17 protein-coding genes are annotated in these 17,669 nt (G+C 74.4%); 12 read left to right on the top strand and 5 right to left on the bottom strand.

All coding sequences use genetic code 11. The features are described 5' to 3' along the window. Positions 1-226 precede the first annotated feature (226 nt). On the top strand, positions 227-532 hold the full coding sequence (locus DT057_RS21410) for a hypothetical protein (protein ID WP_128564135.1): 306 nt from the start codon (positions 227-229) through the stop codon (positions 530-532). A 32-nt stretch (positions 533-564) separates the two neighbouring features. Here the strand turns inward: DT057_RS21410 and DT057_RS21415 are convergent, their stop codons facing one another. Beyond that, on the bottom strand, positions 565-1,485 hold the full coding sequence (locus DT057_RS21415) for an alpha/beta hydrolase (RefSeq protein ID WP_128564136.1): 921 nt from the start codon (positions 1,483-1,485) through the stop codon (positions 565-567). A gap of 178 nt (positions 1,486-1,663) precedes the next feature. Here DT057_RS21415 and DT057_RS21420 point away from each other — a divergent pair, with 178 nt between their 5' ends. From DT057_RS21420 to DT057_RS21435, 4 genes are all read left to right on the top strand, one after another. Then, positions 1,664-2,116, top strand: a complete 453-nt coding sequence (locus tag DT057_RS21420; RefSeq protein ID WP_128564137.1) for a cupin domain-containing protein — start codon at positions 1,664-1,666, stop codon at positions 2,114-2,116. 107 nt (positions 2,117-2,223) lie between these two features. Beyond that, the gene (locus tag DT057_RS21425; protein WP_128564138.1) at positions 2,224-3,075 is read left to right on the top strand and encodes a branched-chain amino acid aminotransferase; all 852 of its coding nucleotides are present in this window, start codon (positions 2,224-2,226) and stop codon (positions 3,073-3,075) included. An 87-nt stretch (positions 3,076-3,162) separates the two neighbouring features. Next, positions 3,163-4,230 (top strand): calcium:cation antiporter, encoded by a 1,068-nt coding sequence (locus DT057_RS21430; RefSeq protein ID WP_244937386.1) that lies wholly within the window; start codon positions 3,163-3,165, stop codon positions 4,228-4,230. A gap of 117 nt (positions 4,231-4,347) precedes the next feature. Further along, positions 4,348-5,145, top strand: a complete 798-nt coding sequence (locus tag DT057_RS21435; protein ID WP_162501460.1) for an alpha/beta hydrolase — start codon at positions 4,348-4,350, stop codon at positions 5,143-5,145. Here DT057_RS21435 and DT057_RS21440 read toward each other — a convergent pair whose 3' ends face one another. Further along, positions 5,146-6,684, bottom strand: coding sequence for a sensor histidine kinase (locus DT057_RS21440; protein ID WP_128564141.1), 1,539 nt, complete (start codon positions 6,682-6,684; stop codon positions 5,146-5,148). 240 nt (positions 6,685-6,924) lie between these two features. Between DT057_RS21440 and DT057_RS21445 the strand changes: the two genes are divergently transcribed. The 5 genes from DT057_RS21445 to DT057_RS21465 are packed head-to-tail and all read left to right on the top strand — an operon-like array spanning position 6,925 to position 11,371. Then, complete coding sequence (locus tag DT057_RS21445; protein WP_128564142.1) at positions 6,925-7,380, top strand: (2Fe-2S)-binding protein; 456 nt, start codon at positions 6,925-6,927, stop codon at positions 7,378-7,380. A gap of 14 nt (positions 7,381-7,394) precedes the next feature. Then, on the top strand, positions 7,395-9,608 hold the full coding sequence (locus DT057_RS21450) for a xanthine dehydrogenase family protein molybdopterin-binding subunit (RefSeq protein ID WP_128564143.1): 2,214 nt from the start codon (positions 7,395-7,397) through the stop codon (positions 9,606-9,608). Positions 9,609-9,657: 49 nt separating this feature from the next. After that, complete coding sequence (locus tag DT057_RS21455; RefSeq protein WP_128564144.1) at positions 9,658-10,284, top strand: uracil-DNA glycosylase family protein; 627 nt, start codon at positions 9,658-9,660, stop codon at positions 10,282-10,284. A gap of 51 nt (positions 10,285-10,335) precedes the next feature. Then, a complete protein-coding gene (gene pyrF, locus DT057_RS21460; protein WP_128564145.1) occupies positions 10,336-11,046 on the top strand; it encodes an orotidine-5'-phosphate decarboxylase in 711 nt (236 codons plus the stop codon). 19 nt (positions 11,047-11,065) lie between these two features. Beyond that, positions 11,066-11,371, top strand: coding sequence for a DUF1330 domain-containing protein (locus DT057_RS21465; protein WP_128564146.1), 306 nt, complete (start codon positions 11,066-11,068; stop codon positions 11,369-11,371). A 147-nt stretch (positions 11,372-11,518) separates the two neighbouring features. Here the strand turns inward: DT057_RS21465 and DT057_RS21470 are convergent, their stop codons facing one another. Together DT057_RS21470 and DT057_RS21475 are read right to left on the bottom strand one after the other, a co-directional pair. Then, positions 11,519-12,958, bottom strand: coding sequence for a DegQ family serine endoprotease (locus DT057_RS21470; RefSeq protein ID WP_128564147.1), 1,440 nt, complete (start codon positions 12,956-12,958; stop codon positions 11,519-11,521). 36 nt (positions 12,959-12,994) lie between these two features. After that, a complete protein-coding gene (locus DT057_RS21475) occupies positions 12,995-14,260 on the bottom strand; it encodes a glycosyltransferase (protein WP_128564148.1) in 1,266 nt (421 codons plus the stop codon). Between the two features lie 109 nt (positions 14,261-14,369). Between DT057_RS21475 and DT057_RS21480 the strand changes: the two genes are divergently transcribed. Together DT057_RS21480 and DT057_RS21485 are read left to right on the top strand one after the other, a co-directional pair. Next, entirely contained in the window at positions 14,370-15,647 is a 1,278-nt protein-coding gene (locus DT057_RS21480; protein ID WP_128564149.1) for a glycosyltransferase family 4 protein, read from the top strand. A 121-nt stretch (positions 15,648-15,768) separates the two neighbouring features. Beyond that, a complete protein-coding gene (locus tag DT057_RS21485; RefSeq protein WP_128564150.1) occupies positions 15,769-15,954 on the top strand; it encodes a hypothetical protein in 186 nt (61 codons plus the stop codon). A gap of 21 nt (positions 15,955-15,975) precedes the next feature. Here DT057_RS21485 and DT057_RS21490 read toward each other — a convergent pair whose 3' ends face one another. After that, positions 15,976-17,658, bottom strand: coding sequence for an acyl-CoA dehydrogenase family protein (locus DT057_RS21490; protein ID WP_128564151.1), 1,683 nt, complete (start codon positions 17,656-17,658; stop codon positions 15,976-15,978). Positions 17,659-17,669 lie beyond the last annotated feature (11 nt).

A 17,669-nucleotide genomic window follows, 5' to 3' on the forward strand; every position in this document is an offset into this window, starting at 1 on the left:
GCGCCGCGCGGGCCTCTCGCGCCGCGCGGGCTTGCCGCCGAGGCAATATCGGGCGCTCCGCGCAACACTTCGCGCAATCTGCACGCAACCTCCCGGTGCGATACCGGCCGCTGCGGCAAAGCTCGGATCGGGACGGGACCGCGAGGACCCGCCGAGTGTCCGGTGCCGGGCGGCCGCAACGACAAGACTGCAAGATCAAAACAGCGGCATCCACCGGGAGAGGCAGATGGACAACGTCATCCGTCCGGTTTTCCGTCGCGAGAGCAAGGCTCGCAGCGTCGATCGACCCGATATCGTCAAGTCCTACGGAGAGGTCGGCAGCTACACGGTTTCCCTGGTGCGCGACCAGCTCGACGAGCACGGGGACGTCTACAAGGTGGTGATCGGCAGCGCCGGCGGGAGCAGCGTGGGCTCGGTCGGCATCGAGCCGGCGACGCCCGACGGCCTGTTCGATTCGAACCTGATCGGCATGGCGGTGCTGCGCACACTCGAGCTCCTGGAGAACCGCTCCGGCGACTTCGACGTGGCCTGAGGCGGGTCCGGCGGGGGCTCGGGCGGGCGCGCTCATCCGCCCAGGAGGTCGCGCAGCTCGGCCCCGACCTGGCGCAGGGCCGCCGCCGCGTACGGGATCAGGCCGCCGAGACCGTAGAAGTGGTGGATCATGCCCGGGTGGCAGGTGTGGCGCACCCGGACCCCCGCGGCGGCGAGGCGGTCCGCGTAGGCCGCCCCGTCGTCGCGCACGAGGTCGCAGGCGGCGGTGTGGATCAGCGCCGGCGGCAGGCCGGCGAAGGCCGTGGCGCGCAGCGGCGAGATCGCCGGGTCGCGCGGATCGCGGGACCCCGCGTAGGCGGCGACGTCGCGGGCGAGCGTCGCTTGGTCGAGCCCGTGGCCCTCCGCGAAGGCGACCCGCGAGCCCCCCTCCCCGGCGGCGTCGAGGACCGGGCAGAGCAGCACCTGCCCGGCGATGGCCGGCCCGCCCCGGTCGCGCGCCCGGGCGCACAGGGAGGCGGCGATGCCGGCCCCGGCCGAATCGCCGCCGACCGCGAGGCGGGCGGCCTCGATCCCGAGGCCCGCCCCCGCCTCGGCGAGCCAGGCGAGCGCCGCGGCGGCGTCCTCCAGGGCGGCCGGGAAGGGATGCTCGGGCGCGAGGCGGTAGTCGAGGGCGAGGACCCGCACCCCGGCCTCCGCGGCGAGCGCCCGGCAGAGCCCGTCGTGGCTGTCGAGATCGCCCGCCACGAAGCCGCCGCCGTGCAGGAAGAGCAGGCCCGGCCCGGCCGGGCCGGCGTGCGGCACGTAGAGCCGCGCCGGCAGGCGCCCCGCCGGTCCCGGCAGCGCGTGCTCCGCCACGGCTGCGAGGGCGGCTGGCGGGCCGGCGAAGCGCGCGAGCGCTCGCACGCCCGCCCGGCGCGCCTCCGGCGTCGCCGGACCCGGCCCGGCGAGGGCGATCAGGTCGAGGAAGCGGCGGGCGCGGGGATCGAGCGGCATCGCGGTCCGTGCGGCGGGGGGCGCCGGCGCGAGGCCCCGGGCTGGGGCCGGCGTCGTCTACAGACGCTTAAAATCATTGCGAAACCCTGACGGAACGTCGCGAGTCTCTGCGATCGGATTCAGCTTGCATCAAGGGGTCGCTGCTAGGGGTGATCTCCCCACAAGTGGAGAGCGCCCCGTGTCCCTGCCGCCGATGGTCTACTCGCCGAGCGACGTGCCCCTGAAGCCCGCGCCGATCAACCCGCACTGGGTGCGCGCCGGCAATCCCCTCGCGCGCAACACCGTGCTGTCGCGCAGCCAGGACGGCACCGCCAGCACCATCATCTGGGATTGTACCGCGGGCGAGTTCGTCTGGCACTACGACATCGACGAGACGATCTACTTCCTCGAAGGCTCGGCCGTCATCGGCGACGCCGCCAACCCGGCCCGGCGCTTCGTGCCCGGCGACGTGCTGTTCCTGCCCAAGGGCGCGGTCGCGCACTGGCAGGTCGACAACTACGTCCGCAAGGTCGCGTTCTGCCGCCGGGTGCAGCCGCGGCTCGTCGGCCACGCCCTGCGCGCCGCCTCCTTCGCCAGGCGCCTCGTCACCGGCCGCGGCCTCGCGGCGCCGGCTCCCTCCCTGGGGGCCTGACGGACAGCCGCCGCGCGGCATGGACAACGGGGACGCGCGGGGCCATGCAGGACGGGCGCCCGGCGCGGCGGGCGGAAGGCCGTAGGATCGGCGAGCGGGCGAGAGCGATGAGCGACACGACCTGGACCTTCTTCGAGGGCGCCTGGCACCCGGGCAACGTGCGCATCATGGGGCCGCGCACCCACGGCGCCTGGCTCGCCTCGACGGTGTTCGACGGCGCCCGCGCCTTCGAGGGCGTGACGCCCGACCTCGACCGCCACCTCGCCCGGGTCAACCGCTCCGCGACGGCGCTCGGCCTCGAGCCCGTCGTCGGCCACGAAACCTGGCTCGGCCTCGTCCGCGACGGGCTGCGGCGCTTCGCGCCCGACGCCGCGCTCTACATCCGGCCGATGTACTGGGCCGAGGGCGGCTTCGCCGGCGGGGTGCGGTTCGATCCCGCCTCGACCAACTGGTGCCTGTGCCTCTACGAGGCGCCGATGCCGGCGCCCACGGGCTTCACGGCGACGCTCTCGCCCTACCGCCGCCCCACCGCCGACACCGCCCCGGTCGAGGCGAAGGCCGGCTGCCTCTACCCCAACGGCGCCCGCGCCCTGGCGGAGGCCGCGGGCCGCGGCTTCGGCAACGCGCTGATGCGCGACGCGCTCGGCAACCTCGCCGAGTTCGCCAACGCCAACCTGTTCATGGCCCGCGACGGGGTGGTCTCGACACCGGTGCCGAACGGCAGCTTCCTCGCCGGCATCACCCGCGGGCGGGTGATCGCCCTCCTGCGCGAGGCCGGCGTGCCGGTGGTCGAGGCGACCCTGACCTACGACGACCTCGCGGCCGCCGACGAGATCTTCTCCTGCGGCAACTTCTCGAAGGTCGTGCCGGTCACCGGGCTCGACGGCCGGACCCTGGCGCCCGGTCCGCTCTTCCGCAGGGCGCGGGAGCTCTACTGGGCCTTCGCGCACCAGGGCTGAGGCCGCCTGGAAAAAGCACCCCCCGGCCCTACCCTTAAGGCAGGCGGCGCGGTCGGGCGGGGTGCGATGGTCTGGTTGCGGCTCGGTGTGGCGTGGGCGACCGTCGCGGCGTTCGCGGTCCTCGGCGGCGCGTGGCTCGCCGATCTCGGCTCGCCCCTGCTGGCGGCCGGGCTGTTCGCCTGGCTGTTCTCCGTCATCCTGTGGTCGGCCTTCGGGGTGGTGCACGAGGCCGAGGCGCTGGCCGACCGCCTCGGCGAGCCCTACGGCACCCTGATCCTGACCTTGGCGATCGTGATGATCGAGGTGGCCCTCGTCGCCGCCGTGATGCTGGGCGGCAAGCAGTCGACGTCCCTCGGCCGCGACACGATGTTCGCCGTGATCATGATCGTGATGAACGGCCTCGTGGGCGTCGGGCTGATCCTCGGGGGCCTGCGCCACCACCGCCAGAACTACAACCTCGACGGGGCCGGCGCCTACCTGGCGGTGATCATCCCGCTCACGGTGATCGCGCTGATCATCCCGAACTTCACCCGCTCGACCCCGGACGGGTCCCTGACCCGGCTCCAGGCGGTGTCGTTCTCGGTGCTCACCGTCGCGCTCTACGGCATCTTCCTGCTGCTCCAGACCGGGCGGCACCGCGACTTCTTCGCCGAGGTGAACCTCCGGGTGGCGGAGGCGGCCCACGGGGCGTCGGCCGGGTCCGGGTCCCTGGCGCGGCACGCCGGGCTCCTGATCGCCAGCATCCTGCCGATCGTGCTCCTGTCGAAGAGCCTCGCGGCGATCCTCGACCACGGCATCGCGGCCCTCGGCGCGCCCCAGGCGCTCGGCGGCGTGCTCATCGCGGCGATCGTGTTCACCCCCGAGGGCATCAGCGCCCTCAAGGCGATCCGCCGCGACGAGCTGCAGCGGGCGATCAACCTCTGCCTCGGCGCCGTGACCTCGACGGTGGGCCTGACCGTGCCGGCGGTGCTGGTAGTGGGCCTCGTCTCCGGGCAGGCCGTGGTGCTCGGCCTCGCCCCGGCCGAGATGGCGCTCCTCGCCATGACCCTGCTGCTCAGCGTCCTGACCTTCTCGCGCCAGGGCACGACCGTGCTCGAGGGCGCGGTCCACCTCGTGGTGTTCCTGACCTACCTGGTGCTGATCTTCAGCCCGTGAGCCGGCCGCGGCGCGCCGTGGTCGCGGGAGCGGGCCGGCGGGGTGCGGGCTCCTGCGTCCCGCGGTATGAAGGGCGCCGCGCGAGCCGCGGACAGGCAGGCCCGGGGGAGACGAGTGATGGATCGCAGGACCGTGTTGACGCTGGGGGGCGCCGCCGCCGCCGCCATGACGGCCGGGGGTGCCGCCGCCCAGACGGCCCCGGCCGGACGCCCCTACGTGCTGGTGCACGGCGCCTACGGGGGCGGCTGGATCTGGCACGACATCGCGCCGGCGCTGCGCGCCCGGGGCCACCGCGTCTACACGCCGACCCAGACCGGGCTCGGCGAGCGGGCGCACCTGCTCTCGCGCCAGATCACCATCGACACCCACATCCGCGACGTGGCGTCCCTGATCGAGATGGAGGACCTCACGGGCGCCGTGCTGGTCGGGCACTCGTACGGCGGCATGGCGGTGACGGGCGTCGCCGACCGGATGCCGGAGCGCATCCACCACATCGTCTACCTCGACGCGCTGATCCCGGAGAACGGCGACACCGGCCTCTCGATCCTGCCGGCCGGCATGGGGGACGCCCGGCTCAAGGCCGTGCGCGAGCAGGGCGCCGGGATCGCCCTGCCGGTGCCGGGGCCGGACGCGTTCCCGCTGCCGGCGGGACCCGCCAAGGACTGGTTCCACGCCCGCCTGCGCCCGCACCCGATCGGGACCTACGACACGCCGGTGCGCCTCGCCAAGCCCGCCGGGGCCGGATTGCCGGTCACCTACGTGGCCTACACCAAGCCCGCCAACCCCTCGATCGAGCCGAGCCGCCAGCGCGCCAAGGCGAAGGCCGGCTGGCGCTACGTCGAGATGCCGGTGCCGCACGACGTCCAGGTGATGGAGCCCGACCGCGTCGCCGGGATGCTGGCGGAGGTGGCCTGATCAGGCGGCGCGCACGGGGCGGGGCGGCGGGGCCGCGCCGTCGCCCGTCACCGCCGGCAGGGCGTCCATCACCCGGGCCGCCGGGAAGGTGACGACGACCTCGGTGCCCTCCCGCGGCCGCGACTTCAGCTGGAAGCCGCCGCCGTGCAGGTCGACGAGGCCCTTGACGATCGGCAGGCCGAGGCCCGAGCCCTGCTCGGCGGTCTTGATCGCGAGGGAGCCGCGGCCGAAGGACGACATCACGGTCGGGATCTCGTCCTCCGGGATGCCCGGCCCCGTGTCCCTGACGCTGACGTACTGGCCGCCCGAGGAGGTCCAGCCCACCTTGATGGTGATCTCGCCGCCGGGCGGCGTGAACTTGATGGCGTTCGACAGGATGTTGAGCACGACCTGGCGCACCGCCCGCTCGTCGGCGAAGAGCCGCGGCAGCGACGGGTCGACGAGTTCGCGGAAGCTCTGGTTCTTGGCCCGGGCGCGCAGCGCCATCATGTGGCGGCACTCCTCGACCACGTAGGCGAGGAGCAGCGCCTCCTCGTTCAATTCGTAGCGGCCGGCCTCGATGCGCGACAGGTCGAGGATCTCGTTGATCAGGGTCAGCAGGTGCAGGCCGCTCTCGTGGATGTCGGTCGAGTATTCCTGGTAGGACGGTGCCGCGTGCGGGCCGAACACCTCGTTCTTCATCACCTCGGAGAAGCCCAGGATGGCGTTGAGCGGCGTGCGCAGCTCGTGGCTCATGGTGGCGAGGAAGCGGGACTTGGCGAGGTTCGCCTCCTCGGCGCGCCGCCGCGCCTCGTCGGAATTGGCCTTGGCCTGCTCCAGCTCGCCGAAGATCGCGTCCTTCTCGGCCCGCGACTGGAGCGCCGCCACCGTCGAGGTGTGCAGGTGCTTCGACAGGGCGAGGAAGAAGAGCTGCGCGCCCACCGCCATGGCGATCAGCAGCACGGATTCCGCCTCGCGCGAGAGCCACAGCAGCGAGGCCGTGGCGGCCGTGAGGGGCAGCAGGCCCGCGTAGGCGGCCACCGGCACGGTGGCGGCCAGCATCGTGGTGACGGCCGCCACGATGACGAGGACGAACATCACGAAGGTGCGGGCGTTCGCGGCATCGATCCGGAACAGCATCAGCACGAGGAGGGCCCAGCTCGTGCTCTGGACGAGCTCGCCGACGATCACCCGGCGGCGCGAGGTCCGCAGCGAGATCGCCTCCGGGTCCTGGCGCAGGAAGGCGCGCGACAACGCCGCGACGGTGCCGGCGACGAGCAGCACCCCGGCGCACCAGGCGGCGCTGAGGGCAACCGGCACCCAGAACACCGCGGCCGCCGCGATGCTGAAGGCGAGCAGCACCAGGGGCAGGAAGGCGCCCAGGCGGTACTGCGCGTAGACCCTGAGGAGCTCGTAGTCGAAGGCGCGCTCGAGGCCGGTCGAGGAGGTCAGCCGCTCGCGGGCGGAGCGCACGTCCCGCGCGAGCTTGCGCCGCCGGGCCGCCTCCTCCGCCGTCGGGCCGCGCCCGCGCTGGACCATCTGCGCCGTGATCTCGGACATGGGGCCTGGTCGCGCCGCTCCCTCCCGCCGCGCGGGTCTCGCCGTTTCGCCGCCGACCACGCTTGCCGAAATGTGTTAAGGTTGCCCTGCCCCGATCGCGCGAATCCGATCGGTCCACCGGGCATCGTCCCGGCCGGCGCCGACGTGCGCTGGCGCACATCGGCCGCGCTTGCGGCGGGTCCATGAGGCGCGCCACAACACCCGCGCTGGAACCGTTCCAGCGTCTCGTCGGAGCTCGCGATGCAGAAGCTGACCGTCAACGGCCGGACCTTCGAGGTCGATGCCGATCCCGAGATGCCGCTCCTCTGGGCCATCCGCGACCACCTCAACCTGACCGGCACCAAGTACGGCTGCGGCATCGCCCAGTGCGGCGCCTGCACGATCCACCTCGACGGGCAGCCCACCCGCGCCTGCCAGACCCGCCTCGGCGACGTCGGCGCGGCCCGCATCACCACGATCGAGGGCCTCCAGGGCCCCGTGGCCGAGGCCGTGCGCACCGCCTGGCGGAGCCTCGACGTGGTGCAGTGCGGCTACTGCCAGTCGGGCCAGATCATGTCGGCCGTCGGCCTGCTCACCGAGAACCGCAAGCCCACGGACGCCGACATCGACGGCGCCATGGACGGCAACGTCTGCCGCTGCGGCACCTACCAGCGCATCCGCGCGGCGATCCACGACGCCGCCCGCACCCTCGCCTGACCGGGACGCCGCCCATGCTCAACGCTCTCGCGACCCGGCGCCCCGCGCCGTCCGCCTCCCGCCGCGCCTTCCTGCGCGGGAGCGCCGCCGCCGGCGGCGCCCTGGTGATCGGGGTCCGCCTCGAACTCTCCGGCTCGCCCGCCCGCGCGGCCGGGGCGCCCGACTTCTCCAAGGTCCCGGCCCAGCCGAACGCGTTCGTGCGCGTCGCCGCCGACGACAGCGTGACGGTCGTGATCAAGCACCTCGACATGGGCCAGGGCAACACGACTGGGCTCGCCACCATCGTGGCCGAGGAGCTCGACGCCGACTGGGGCCAGATGCGCACCGCCTTCGCGCCGGCCGACGCGGCGCTCTACAACAACCTCGCGTTCGGGCCGATCCAGGGCACCGGCGGCTCGACCGCGGTGGCGAATTCCTGGATCCAGCTCCGCAAGGCGGGCGCCGCGGCCCGCGCCATGCTGGTCGCGGCCGCCGCCGCCGAGTGGCGGGTGCCGGCCGGCGAGATCACCGTGGAGAAGGGCGTCCTGCGCCACGCCCGCACGGGCAAGGAGGGCCGCTTCGGCGCCTTCGCGGCGGCGGCCGCGACGCAGGCCGTCCCGGAGAACCCGACGCTGAAGCAGCCGGCCGATTTCCGGCTGATCGGCACCCGCCTTCCCCGGCTCGACTCGGGCATCAAGACCGACGGCAGCGCCGTCTACGCCCTCGACGTGCGCCGGCCGAACCAGCTCACCGCCGTGGTGGCGCGGGCCCCGCGCTTCGGCGCCAGGCTCGCCTCGGTCGACGACAAGGCCGCCCGGGCGCTGCCGGGCGTCGTCGACGTGGTGACGATCGGCAGCGGCGTCGCCGTCGTGGCCAAGGACACCTGGTCGGCCATGAAGGGCCGCGAGGCGCTGAGGCTGACCTGGGACGATGCCGGGGCGGAGCGGCAATCCTCGGACCAGCAGGTCGCCGCCTACAAGGCGATGGCGGACAGGCCCGGCCTCGTCGCCGCCAAGCGCGGGGACGCCGCCGGCGCCATCAAGGGCGCCGCCAAGGTGCTGGAGGCGGAGTTCGCCTTCCCGTACCTCGCCCACGCCCCGATGGAGCCTCTCAACGCCACGATCGAGCGGGCGGCGGACGGCGGCTACGACATCTACGCCGGGTCGCAGTTCCAGACCATCGAGCAGGCCGTGGCGGCCGGCATCCTCGGCACCACCACCGACAAGGTCCGCATCACCACGCTCTGGGCGGGCGGCTCCTTCGGCCGGCGCGCCACCGCCTCGGCGGACTACATCGCGGAGGCCGCGGCGATCCTGAGGGCCACCGGCGGGACGCGGCCGATCCACCTCGTCTGGACCCGCGAGGACGACATCACCGGGGGCTACTACCGCCCGGCCGCCTACCACCGCATCCGCGCCGGCCTCGACGCCAAGGGGGCGATCACCGGCTGGGAGCACACCATCGTCGGCAAGTCGATCATCATCGGCACGCCCCTCGAGGCGATGATCGTCAAGGACGGCGTCGACGCGACCACCGTCGAGGGCGCCGCCGACACCCCCTACGCGCTCCCGGCCTACCGCTTCGAGGTCCACAACGCCCGCGAGGGCGTGCCGGTCCTGTGGTGGCGCTCGGTCGGGCACTCGCACACCGCGCAGGCCATGGAGGTGTTCGTCGACGAGCTCGCCCACGCGGCCGGCCAGGACCCGGTGGCCTACCGCCTCGGCCTCCTGCAGCAGGCGCCCCGGCTCTCGGCGGCCCTCGCCCTCGCGGCCGAGAAGGCGGGCTGGCGCGGGCGCGCCGCCGCCCCCGGGCGCGGCCTCGGGGTCGCGGCCCACGAATCCTTCGGCTCCTACGTCGCCATGGTGGCCGACGTCAGCGCCGAGGCCGGCAAGGTCAAGGTCAACCGCATCGTGGCGGCGGTCGATGTCGGGGTCGCGGTCAACCCGGACGTGATCCGGGCCCAGGTCGAGGGCGCGGTCGGGTTCGCCCTCTCGGCGGTGCTGCGCAACCGCATCACCTTCAAGGACGGCGAGGTGCAGGAGAAGAACTTCGACGCCTACGAGCCGACCCGGATGAGCGAGATGCCGAAGGTCGAGGTGCACATCGTGCCCTCGACGGCGGCGCCCACCGGCATCGGCGAGCCCGGCGTGCCGGTGCTGGCGCCCGCGATCGCGAACGCCATCTTCGCGGCGACCGGTCAGCGCCTGCGCTCGCTGCCCCTCGACCTCGGGGCCCTGCGGGGCGTGTGAGGCCGCGCCCCCCGACACCGCCGCGCGGGCGCCGTGCCCGCGCGGCCCCGTGAGCCCGCCCGATTTCGCCCGCACCGCCGCGGCGGTGCGGGCCTGCCGGCTCTGCCGCGAGGCGCCCCGGCACGGCCCGCCCCTGCCGGTCGAGCCGCGGCCGATCCTCCAGGGCAGCGCGGCGGCCCGGCTCTGCATCGCCAGCCAGGCACCCGGCAACCGGGCGTTCCGGAGCGGCGTGCCGTTCCAGGACCCCTCCGGCCGGCGCCTGCGCGACTGGCTCGGCCTCGACGAGCCCGCCTTCTACGACGCCGGCAGGGTCGCCATCGTGCCCATGGGGGCCTGCTTCCCGGGGCACGACGCCAAGGGCGGCGACCTGCCGCCCCGGCGCGAATGCGCCGAGACCTGGCGCGCGCCCCTGCTGGCGGGCCTGCCGGCGCTGGAGCTGATCCTGCTGATCGGGCAGTACTCCCAGGCCTGGCATCTCGGGCGCCGGCCCGGCGGCCTGACCGCCACGGTGGCGGGCTGGCGCGCCATCCTGGCCGAGCCCCGCAGGCCGCGCCTGCTGCCGCTGCCGCACCCGTCCTGGCGCAACACCGCCTGGCTCAAGGCGCATCCGTGGTTCGAGGGCGAGTTGCTGCCGGTCCTGCGGGAGGAGGTGGCGCGGATCGTCGGCCGGGCTTGATTCCGGCCCCGAACCTGTGGTGGGTGCTGGGCGACCCTGACCCGAGGCGCCATGCCCGCTCCCATCAGCCCCCGCGACCGCCTCATCGTCGCCCTCGACATGGCGAGCACCGACGAGGCCGAGCGCCTGATCGACCGCATCGGCGACGCCGCCGGCTTCTACAAGATCGGCTACCGCCTCGGCTACGCCGGTGGGCTCGGGCTCGCCGAGCGCCTGGCGCGGGCCGGGCTGAAGGTCTTCCTCGACCTCAAGCTCCACGACATCGGCAACACCGTCGAGGAGGGCGTGCAGTCGCTCGAGGGCCTGGGCGCCACCTTCCTGACCGTGCACGCCTACCCGCAGACCATGCGGGCGGCCCTGAGCGGCCGCGACGCCGTCGGCGGGCGCCTCCGGATCCTCGCCGTCACGGTGCTGACCTCCTACGACGACGCCGACGCGCGCGAGGCCGGCTTCGCGCTGCCCGTCGCCGACCTCGTGGCGCTGCGCGCGGAGGCGGCCCGCCGGATCGGCATCGACGGCATCGTCTGCGCCGCCGCGGAGGCCGCCCGCGTGCGGGCGCTGATCGGGCCGGACCGGCTCATCGTCACGCCCGGGATCCGGCCGGCGGGCGCGGCCACGGGCGACCAGAAGCGGGTGATGACCCCGGCCGAGGCCGTGCGGGCCGGCGTCGACCACGTCGTGGTCGGCAGGCCCATCACCGGGGCCGCCGACCCGCGGGACGCCGCGCAGCGCATCGTCGCCGAGATGGCGGACGTCGACTGACCACCGAGGGAGGAACCGCATGGCGAAGGGATACTGGGTCGGGCGCGTCGACGTGACGAAGCCCGAGTCGTACAAGAACTACGTGGCGGCGAACGGCGCCGCCTTCGCCAAGTACGGCGGCCGCTTCCTCGTGCGCGGCGGGTCGTTCGAGTCCGTCATCGGCACGAGCCGCGCCCGCAACGTGGTGCTCGAGTTCCCGAGCTACGCGCAGGCGCTGGCGTGCTGGAACTCGCCCGAGTACCAGGACGCCCGCGCCAGGCAGGAGGGCGGCGCCGAGATCGACCTGATCGTGATCGAGGGCTACGACGGGGCCCAGCCGGGCTGATGGCTCGCCCGCGCGACGGGTCCGCGCGAGCACGGGGGCCCGGTGCAGGACCGCCCCGCCGGTCGGGGCGGCCGGGTCGCCCCGCGGGCGCATCCTGCGACGAGGCCCCGGGCCGCCCGGCCCGGGGGTTCGCCGCGGCGGCGCGCCCTACCCCCCGAACACCGAGGTGAGCTGCTGGCCCCCGCGGTTGATCGTCACCTCCCACATCGACACGCTGGTGCGGGTGATCCGGTCGAGGTCCTTGGTGGTGCTCACCGGCGCGCCGTTCACCGCCACGATGATGTCGCCCTTCTGGAGGCCGACCCGGTTGGCGATGGTACCGCCGTCGACCTCCGCGATCACGACGCCGTCGCCCTGCGTCTCGAGCTGCATCTCCTCCGCCACCGCCGGCGAGAGGTTGACCGCGGTGGCGCCCAGGAAGGGCGAGCGCGTCTTCACCTTCAGGGCGTCGCGCGACCGGGTCTCGGGGGCGGGGCCGAGGCGGACCGGGAGCGTCGTGCGGGTCGAGCCGCGCAGGACCGCGAAGCGGGTCTCGCCGGTGATGCCCTTGAGGGCGAACCGGTAGCCGAAGGCCTCCGGGTCGTCGACGACCTGGCCGTCGACCGACAGGATCACGTCGCCGCGCTTCAGGCCGGCCTCCTCGGCCGGACTCTTGGGCTGGAGCCCGGCCACCAGCACCCCGGTCGGGTGGTCGAGGCCGACGCTCTCGGCGATGTCCGGCGTCACGTTCTGGAGCCGGGCCCCGAGCCAGGGCCGCCGCACCATGCGGGCGCCGCCCCGGGCGGTCTCGACCACCGCCCGGACCATGCTGGCCGGGATCGCGAAGCCGATGCCGTGGCTGCCGCCCGACTGCGAGTAGATCGCCGTGTTGATGCCGACGAGCTGGCCGCCGAGGTCCACGAGCGCGCCGCCCGAGTTGCCCGGGTTGATGGCCGCGTCGGTCTGGATGAAGAACTGGTAGTCGGCCGAGCCGACCTGCGTGCGGGCGAGGGCCGAGACGATGCCCTGCGTCACCGTCTGGCCGACGCCGAAGGGATTGCCGATGGCGATCACGAAGTCGCCGACCTGGAGGCTCTCCGAGTCGCCGATCTCCATCGGGACGAGGCCGCCGGTCGGGCTCTTGATCTTCAGGATGGCGAGGTCGGTGCGGGGATCGCGCAGCACGATCTGGGCCTCGAACTCGCGCCGGTCGTTCAGCGCGACCTTCACCTCGTTCATGTTCTCGATGACGTGGTTGTTGGTGACGATCAGCCCGGACCCGTCGACGATCACGCCCGAGCCGAGGGAGCGCTGGGCCCGCTCCTGGGGCAGGCCGCCCGGCCCGGCATCCCCGAAGAAGCGCCGCAGGAACTCGTCCATGGCGCCGCGGTTGGCGGCCCGCTTCTCGACGTGGGTGCCGTAGACGTTGACCACGGAGGGCGCCGCCCGCTTCACGAGCGGCGCGAAGGAGAGCTGCACCTGCGCCTTCGAGTCCGGCAGGGCCCGGTAGGGCGGCAGCGCATCGGCCTGCGCGGCCGCCGGGCGCGCGCCGCCCGGCAGCCCGAGGAGAAGGGCGGCGAGCAGCAGGGGGAACGTCGGGCGGCGCATGGGGCTCAGGCTCCTCGGACGGGGCGGCAGGCTCCCTCACAGTACAGCACTGCGCTGAAAAGATGGCGCCTCGGCCGCAAGCGGGCGCCCGGCCATCGCGGCGTAGAGCCCGCACAGGGCCTCGGCGTGGGCCGCCAGCGTCATCGGCGCGGCCCAGTAGCGCGCGTGGGCCGCGAGCCCCATGCGGCGCACCAGCGCGTCGTCGCGCAGGGCGCCGAAGGCGGCCCCGAGGCTCTCGGCCGTCGGCGCGACCACGAACCCGGTCTCGCCGGACACGACCTTCTCCCCCGCGCCGGCCCGGTCGCTGGCGATCGCCGGGATGCCGGCCGCGAGCGCCTCGTAGACGGTGAGCGGGCCGGTCTCGAGCCAGCGCGCCGGCGCGACGACGGCCCGCGCCCGGGCGCGCAGCAGGCGCTCGACCTCCGCGGGGCTGCGCCAGCCCAGGACCTCCGTGCCGGGGAGCCCCCGCAGCACGGGTTCGAGGGGCCCGTCGCCGATGAACAGCGCGGCGAGGCCCGCCGCCCGGGCGGCGGCCGCCACGAGGTCGGCGCCCTTCTCGCGGGTGAAGCGGCCCACGAACGCGACGGCATCGCCGCCCGCCGGGTTCGCCGGAACCCCCTGGGCCACCCGCACCGGGTTGTCGACGCGGTGATGCCGGAAGGGCCCGCCGGAGAGCATCGGCTCGAGGCGCGCCCGGCTGCCGTCCGAGACGTGCACGAGGGCGAGGGGCCGCTCCGCGAAGCCGCGATGCAGGGCCGTCCGCGTCGCGGCGGCCCGGGCGAAGCGCACGAGCTTGTGGGCCCGGGATTGCGGGTCGCAGGGCGCCGCGAGGCAGGCGGCGCCCATCGGCGCCAGGGTGCAGGGGGCGCCCTCGTCGAACCGGTAGTAGACGCCGTTCGGGCAGGCCAGGAAGTAGTCGTGGAGCGTCACGGCGACGGGCAGGCGGCTCGCGGCCAGCACCGGCAGGATCGCCGGCGACAGGCTGCGGGTCCACTGGTGCAGGTGCAGGCAGTAGGGGGCGGCGGGCAGGGCCGCGAGCACCGCCCGCAGGCGCCGCGCCGCCTCGCGGTTCCAGACGCCCTCGAGGGCGCCGCGCCAGGCCGGCCGGTCCCAGACGTCGGTCAGCCCGAGCCCGACGCGGCGGATGCGGGGGTGATCGAGCATCGGGTCGGCCGGGCCGTCGATGCCGTGCAGGAAGGTGACGGCGACCCCGCGCTCGGCGAGGCCGCGGGCCGACTCGATCGCGACCTTCTCGGCCCCGCCCTTCGGGGTGGGGAAATTCGTCAGGATTCCGACGTGCATGGCGGGAGCTCCGGCCGCGACGGCACGCGCGTGACCTCGGCCGCGGCGGCACGCGAGTTTACCGACGATCAACTGCCGGGTCGTAAACGGGTCCGCTGGAGGCCCGACCATGGACGTCATCCTGGTTCTCGACCACGCCCACATCAACGGCGGGCAGGCGAAGGTCGCGATCGAGTCCGCCCTCGGGCTCGCGGGCCGCGGCCACCGGGTCCAGGTCTTCGCCGCGGTCGGCCCCGTCGACCCGCGCCTCGCGGCCGCCGGCGTCGCGGTGACGTGCCTCGACCAGCCCGACATCGCGACGACGACCTCCAAGCTCGCCTTCGCGGCGCAGATGCTGTGGAACGGCCGGGCCCGCGACGCCCTGGCGCAGGCGCTGCGCGGGCGCGATCCCGGCGATACCCTGGTGCACGTCCACGCCTGGGCGAAGTCGCTCTCGCCCTCGGTGTTCGCGGCGATCGCCGAGGCCGGCCTGCCCGCCGTCTACACCATGCACGAGTTCTTCCTCGTCTGCCCCAACGGCGGCTTCTACGACTACCAGCGCCACGCCATCTGCCACCGCCGGCCGATGTCGCGGTCCTGCGTGACCACGAACTGCGACATGCGCAGCTACCCCCGCAAGGCGATGCGGGTCGCCCGCCACCTGCTCCTCGAGCACGCGGCGCACTGGCCGGACGGCATCCGCGACGTGATCACCATCAGCGCCCTCCAGGAGGGGGTGGTCGGCCCCCTCCTGCCGCCGGCCCTGCGCCTGCACCGGGTCGACAACCCGATCTCGGTGCCGGATCTCGGCCCCAAGGCCGCCCCGGCGCAGGGGCCCGTCGTGTACGTGGGCCGGCTCTCGATCGAGAAGGGCGTCGGCCTCTTCGCCGAGGCGGCGCGCCTCGCCGGCATCACGCCGGTCCTCGTCGGCGACGGGCCGGAGGCGGAGGCGATCCGGGGCCGCTACCCGGACGCGGTGCTGCTCGGCTGGCGCGACGCGGCCGGCGTGCGCGAGGCCCTGCGGGACGCCTCGGCCCTCGTCTTCCCGTCGATCTGGTACGAGGGCCAGCCGCTCACCGTCTACGAGGCGCTGGCGCTCGGCACGCCCGTGGTGGTGAGCGACGCCTGCGCGGGCCGCGAGGCGGTGGCGGACGGGCAGACCGGCTACTGGTTCCCGTCCGGCGATGCCGCGGCCCTGGCCGAGCGCCTGCGCCGCCTGCGGGATCCCGCCACGGTGGCGGCGCTGAGCGCCGAGGCGCACCGGCGCTACTGGCAGCGCCCCCTCACCCTCGAGCGGCACCTCGATCGCCTGGAGGAGGTCTATGGCCTCGTCGCGCGCCGGGTGGCGCTGGAGCGGGCCGCCCCGGGGCGGCGCGGCCGGGCGCAGTCGGGCCTGGCGCCGGGCTGACCGGGACGAGCGGGGGGCGCCCAGCCCGCCCCGGCCTGCGCGCCACGAAACAGGCCCGGCCGCCGCGCGTTGACTGCCCGGATCCGACCCCCGGGGGACGTCCCGGGCAGGAGAGAGCACCATGAGCGACGCGAACGCCAAGTCCACCCCGCCGCAGGACGGCCCCGGGTCCCGTCAGGACAGCCCGCCCCCGAAGGACAAGGACCTGAAGGCGAACGAGCAGGACAAGCTCGCCGAGCGGCTCGACCAGGGCCTCGAGGAGACCTTCCCGTCGAGCGACCCGGTCTCGGTGAAGATCACCAAGTAGGCCGCCCGCCCGGCCCGCCGGTCACTGGGTCTCGAGCAGGCGCCGGGCGATCACCTGCGCCTGGATCTCCGCCGCGCCCTCGAAGATCGACAGGATACGGGCGTCGCAGAGGATCCGGCTGACCGGGTACTCGAGCGCGAACCCGTTGCCGCCGTGGATCTGCAGCGCGTTGTCGGCCGCCGCCCAGGCGACGCGGGCCGCCAGCAGCTTGGCCATCCCGGCCTCGAGGTCGCAGCGCCGGCCCTCGTCCTTCTGGTGCGCCGCGAAGTAGGTGAGCTGGCGCGCGATGGCGATCTCGACCGCCATCATGGCGAGCTTGTCGGCGACGCGCGGGAAGCTGACCAGGGGCTTGCCGAACTGCACCCGCTCCTCGGCGTAGCGCAGGCCGACGTCGAGGGCCGACTGGGCGACCCCCACGGCCCGGGCGGCGGTCTGGATGCGGGCCGACTCGAAGGTCTGCATGAGCTGCGCGAAGCCCCGGCCCTCGACCCCGCCGAGCAGGTTGGCGTCCGGCACCGCGAACCCGTCGAAGGCGAGCTCGTACTCCTTCATGCCGCGGTAGCCGAGCACCTCGATCTCGCCCCCCGACAGGCCGGCGACAGGGAACGGGTCGGCGTCGCTGCCCCGGGGCTTCTCGCCGAGGAGCAGCGACAGGCCCTTGTGGCCCGGCTCCTCGGGCCTGGTGCGCACGAGCACTGTCATCAGGTCGGCCCGGACCGGATGGGTGATCCAGGTCTTGTTGCCGTAGATGCGCCAGGCGTCGCCCTCCCGGACCGCCTTGGTGCGCAGGGAGGCGAGGTCCGAGCCGGTGTTCGGCTCGGTGAAGACGGCGGTCGGCAGGATCTCGCCGGAGGCGATTTTCGGCAGGAAGCGGCTCTTCTGCTCCTCGGTGCCGCCCCCGAGGATCAGCTCGGCGGCGATCTCCGAGCGGGTGCCGAGGGAGCCGACGCCGATATAGGCCCGCGACAACTCCTCCGAGACCACGCACATGGAGATCTTCGGCAGCCCCATGCCGCCGTAGGCCTCCGGGATCGTCAGCCCGAACACGCCGAGCTCGGCCATCTGGCCGATGATTTCGAGCGGGATGTAGGCGTTGTCCCGGTGCCAGTCGTGGGCGTGGGGCGCGACCTCGGCCTGGCCGAAGCGGCGCATCTCGGCGCGGATCGCCTCCATGTCCTCGTCGAGGCCGCTGTCGCCCACGGTGGCGGCGCCCTGCCCGTCGCGGATCAGCCGGACCAGCGCGGCGCGGTGCGCGGCGGTGTTGCCCTCGGCGATCAGAGCCTCGACGGCGGGCACGCGGTGGCGCGTCACCTCCTGGGGCTTCAGCCCGAGGGAGGTCGTCGGGCGCACCATCTCGCCCTGGCTCATCGGGATGCCGCCGAACATCTGGTCGAGGTACTCGCCGAGGCCGATGCGCACGAGGAGCGTCTCGGTCTCGCCGAGGCGCCCGGCGGCGCTCAGCCGCTCCGCGTAGGCCCCGAGCTGGCACACCGCCTCGGCGTAGGTGGCGAGCCAGGCGAGGCCGTGGGCGGCGTGCTGCTCGGCCTCCAGGCGCTCGGCCGAGAGGCGGCCCTCGGCCGAGAGCACCCCCGACCGCACGCGGCGCGCGGCGTCCGCCGCCAGGGCCTTCGCGGCGACGCCGGCCTCCTGCGCGAGGGCGACGAGATCGGTCGGGACAGGGGCGGGGGCGGCCTGGGCGGACATCGGTCAGGTCT

This window comes from Methylobacterium crusticola, from assembly GCF_003574465.1.
In the GTDB taxonomy this organism is placed as follows: domain Bacteria; phylum Pseudomonadota; class Alphaproteobacteria; order Rhizobiales; family Beijerinckiaceae; genus Methylobacterium; species Methylobacterium crusticola.

Coding starts and splice junctions, on each gene's coding strand:
- DT057_RS21425 (WP_128564138.1), top strand. CDS start 2,224: ATGAGCGACACGACCTGGACCTTCTTCGAGGGCGCCTGGCACCCGGGC.
- pyrF (WP_128564145.1), top strand. CDS start 10,336: ATGCCCGCTCCCATCAGCCCCCGCGACCGCCTCATCGTCGCCCTCGAC.
- DT057_RS21435 (WP_162501460.1), top strand. CDS start 4,348: ATGGATCGCAGGACCGTGTTGACGCTGGGGGGCGCCGCCGCCGCCGCC.
- DT057_RS21440 (WP_128564141.1), bottom strand. CDS start 6,684: ATGTCCGAGATCACGGCGCAGATGGTCCAGCGCGGGCGCGGCCCGACG.
- DT057_RS21410 (WP_128564135.1), top strand. CDS start 227: ATGGACAACGTCATCCGTCCGGTTTTCCGTCGCGAGAGCAAGGCTCGC.
- DT057_RS21465 (WP_128564146.1), top strand. CDS start 11,066: ATGGCGAAGGGATACTGGGTCGGGCGCGTCGACGTGACGAAGCCCGAG.
- DT057_RS21490 (WP_128564151.1), bottom strand. CDS start 17,658: ATGTCCGCCCAGGCCGCCCCCGCCCCTGTCCCGACCGATCTCGTCGCC.
- DT057_RS21445 (WP_128564142.1), top strand. CDS start 6,925: ATGCAGAAGCTGACCGTCAACGGCCGGACCTTCGAGGTCGATGCCGAT.
- DT057_RS21475 (WP_128564148.1), bottom strand. CDS start 14,260: ATGCACGTCGGAATCCTGACGAATTTCCCCACCCCGAAGGGCGGGGCC.
- DT057_RS21450 (WP_128564143.1), top strand. CDS start 7,395: ATGCTCAACGCTCTCGCGACCCGGCGCCCCGCGCCGTCCGCCTCCCGC.
- DT057_RS21470 (WP_128564147.1), bottom strand. CDS start 12,958: ATGCGCCGCCCGACGTTCCCCCTGCTGCTCGCCGCCCTTCTCCTCGGG.
- DT057_RS21480 (WP_128564149.1), top strand. CDS start 14,370: ATGGACGTCATCCTGGTTCTCGACCACGCCCACATCAACGGCGGGCAG.
- DT057_RS21485 (WP_128564150.1), top strand. CDS start 15,769: ATGAGCGACGCGAACGCCAAGTCCACCCCGCCGCAGGACGGCCCCGGG.
- DT057_RS21415 (WP_128564136.1), bottom strand. CDS start 1,485: ATGCCGCTCGATCCCCGCGCCCGCCGCTTCCTCGACCTGATCGCCCTC.